Annotated in this window: 3 protein-coding genes; 1 reads left to right on the top strand and 2 read right to left on the bottom strand. The window is 69.7% G+C overall.

Annotated features, from left to right (window positions below; genetic code table 11):
- On the top strand, positions 1 to 1,149 hold a 1,149-nt coding region (locus tag ABNT58_RS25245; protein WP_348756138.1), incomplete at its 5' end, for a family 2A encapsulin nanocompartment cargo protein cysteine desulfurase.
- Between the two features lie 39 nt (positions 1,150 to 1,188).
- On the opposite strand, the gene ABNT58_RS25240 is transcribed toward ABNT58_RS25245, so the two are convergent.
- Together ABNT58_RS25240 and ABNT58_RS25235 are read right to left on the bottom strand one after the other, a co-directional pair.
- On the bottom strand, positions 1,189 to 1,995 hold the full coding sequence (locus tag ABNT58_RS25240) for a MetQ/NlpA family ABC transporter substrate-binding protein (RefSeq protein WP_348756137.1): 807 nt from the start codon (positions 1,993 to 1,995) through the stop codon (positions 1,189 to 1,191).
- A 49-nt stretch (positions 1,996 to 2,044) separates the two neighbouring features.
- Positions 2,045 to 2,741, bottom strand: a 697-nt coding sequence (locus ABNT58_RS25235; RefSeq protein ID WP_348756136.1) for an ABC transporter ATP-binding protein, incomplete at its 5' end; no start/stop codon positions are given.

Raw genomic sequence — 2,741 nt, 5'->3', positions numbered from 1 at the left:
TGGTTCGACAACGCGGCCACCACCCACAAGCCGCAGGCGGTGATCGACCGGCTGGCGTACTTCTACGCGCACGAGAACTCCAACATCCACCGGGCGGCGCACACGCTGGCCGCCCGTGCCACCGACGCCTACGAGGGCGCGCGCGAAACCGTGCGCCGCTTCATCGGCGCCGGCAGCGTGGACGAGGTGATCTTCGTGCGCGGCACCACCGAAGGCATCAACCTGATCGCCAAGAGCTGGGGCGCCAAGCACATCGGAGCGGGCGACGAGATCATCGTCTCGCACCTGGAGCACCACGCCAACATCGTGCCCTGGCAGCAGCTGGCGGCCGAGGAGGGCGCGGTGATCCGTGTGATCCCGGTGGACGACGACGGCCAGGTCATCCTGTCGGAGTACGCCAAGCTGCTGGGCCCGCGCACCAAACTCGTCTCGTGCACCCAGGTGTCGAATGCGCTGGGCACCGTCACGCCCATCCAGCAGATCGTGGCCATGGCCCATGCGGCCGGCGCGCGGGCGCTGGTGGACGGCGCGCAGTCGGTTTCGCACATGCGGGTGGACGTGCGTGCGCTGGATGCCGACTTCTTCGTGTTCTCGGGCCACAAGATCTTCGGGCCCACCGGCATCGGCGCGGTGTATGGCAAGCGCGAGGTGCTGGAAGACATGCCGCCCTGGCGGGGCGGCGGCAACATGATTGCCGACGTGACCTTCGAGCGCACCGTCTACCACGGGCCGCCCACGCGCTTCGAGGCCGGCACCGGCAACATCGCCGATGCGGTGGGCCTGGGCGCGGCGCTGCAGTACGTGGAGCGCATCGGCATCGATGCCATCGGCGCCTATGAACATGCGCTGCTGGACTACGCCACCCACCACATCCGGCCCATCCCCGGTGTGCGGCTGGTGGGCACCGCGGCCCACAAGGCCAGCGTGCTCAGCTTCGTGCTGGCGGGCTACAGCACCGAAGAAGTGGGCCAGGCGCTGAACCAGGAAGGCATTGCGGTGCGCACCGGCCACCACTGTGCACAACCCATCCTGCGCCGCTTCGGCCTGGAAACCACGGTGCGGCCGTCACTGGCCTTCTACAACACCTGCGAAGAAGTCGACCGCATGGTGGCCGTGGTGCAGCAACTGGCCCACCGCCGTCGGCGGTGAGCTTGCAGGCCGGCGCCGGGAGGCGCCGGCCGCTTCATCTCAGAACGCCGGCACCATCGAGCCGCTGAACTGGCCTTCCACCAGCTGGCGCACTTCGGGCGACTGGAAGGCCTTGAGCAGCTTGGGCACCCAGGGCTTGTCCTTGTCGGCGGTGCGCACCACCAGCAGGTTGGCGTAGGGGCTTTGCGCCGCTTCGATGGCGATGGCGTCTCGGGTGGGCACCAGGCCGGCCTGCAGCGCGTAGTTGGTGTTGATGGCCGCGGCGTCAAGGTCGTCCAGCGAGCGGGGCAGCTGCGCCGCTTCCACCTGCACGATCTGCAGCTTCTTCGGGTTGGCCACCACGTCGGCCACGGTGGCGCTGATGCCGGCCGTGGGCTTGAGCTGGATGACGCCGGCCTTTTGCAGCAGTTGCAGCGCGCGGCCGCTGTTGGACGGGTCGTTCTGGATGCCTACCTTGGCGCCGGCCGGTAGATCGGTCAGCGACTTGTAGCGCTTGGAATAAAAGCCCATCGGGAAGGTGACCGTGGCCCCCACCGCGGTGAGCTTGTAGCCGCGGGCCTGGATCTGCGTGTCCAGGAAGGGCTTGTGCTGGTAGCTGTTGGCTTCCACGTCGCCGGCGTCCAGCGCGGCATTGGGCTGGATGTAGTCCTGGAACTCGACGATCTTGAGCACCAGGCCGTCGCGCGCGGCCACCTTCCTGGCCACTTCGGCGATTTGCGCATGCGGGCCGGCGGTGACGGCGATGCGCACCGTGGTGTCTTGCGCATGGGCGGCGCCGGTGGCGGCCAGCACGGCAGCGGCCAGGCCGCCCAGCAGCAGGCGTCGCTGCGTGGTCTTGGTCTTCATGTCTTCTTTTGGTTGGGGTTGGGAGAGGAGGGGAAAGCGGGCGCTGAGCTCACAGCGCATGCACCGCGTGCAACGCATGCCGCACCGCGCGGGCGGCAGCGGCCACTTCGGGCGCATCGGCCTCGCGCGGGTGTGGCAGGGCCACCGGCAGCTGGGCGGCGATGCGGCCGGGGTCGGCCTCGAACACCAGCACGCGGTCGGCCAGGGCCACGGCCTCGTCGATGTCGTGGGTGACCAGCAGCACCGTGATGCCATGCGCCTGCGCCACCCGGCGCAGCAGCGCCTGCAGCCGCAGCCGGGTGAAGGCATCGACGGCGGAGAAGGGCTCGTCCAGCAGAAGCAGCCGGGGCTGCACGAAGAGGCCGCGGGCGATGGCCACCCGCTGGGCCTGCCCGCCCGACAGCTGCTTGGGCAGGCGGTCGGCCAGGCCGGCCAGGCCCACTTCTTCTAGCAGCGCTTCCACCCGCGCGCGCTGGCTGCGTGCCGCGTCGTCATCAAAGGCCACGTTCCCGGCCACGGTGAGCCACGGAAACAGCCGCGGCTCCTGGAACACGAAGCGGATGTCGCGCGTGGGCGCGGTGACGGGTGTGCCCGCCAGCCGCACACGACCCTGGTAGTCGCGATCGAGTCCGGCGACGATGCGCAGCAGCGTGCTCTTGCCGCAGCCGCTGGCGCCCACCAGGGCCACGCACTCACCGGCCTGCAACTGCAGCGACACGTCCTGCAGCACGGTGCGCGGGCCGAAG

The sequence above is a fragment of the uncultured Aquincola sp. genome, from assembly GCF_964001545.1.
In the GTDB taxonomy this organism is placed as follows: Bacteria; Pseudomonadota; Gammaproteobacteria; order Burkholderiales; family Burkholderiaceae_C; genus Aquincola.
Note: the sequence above shows the minus strand (reverse complement) of the source record. Positions and strands in the feature narration are given on the sequence as shown.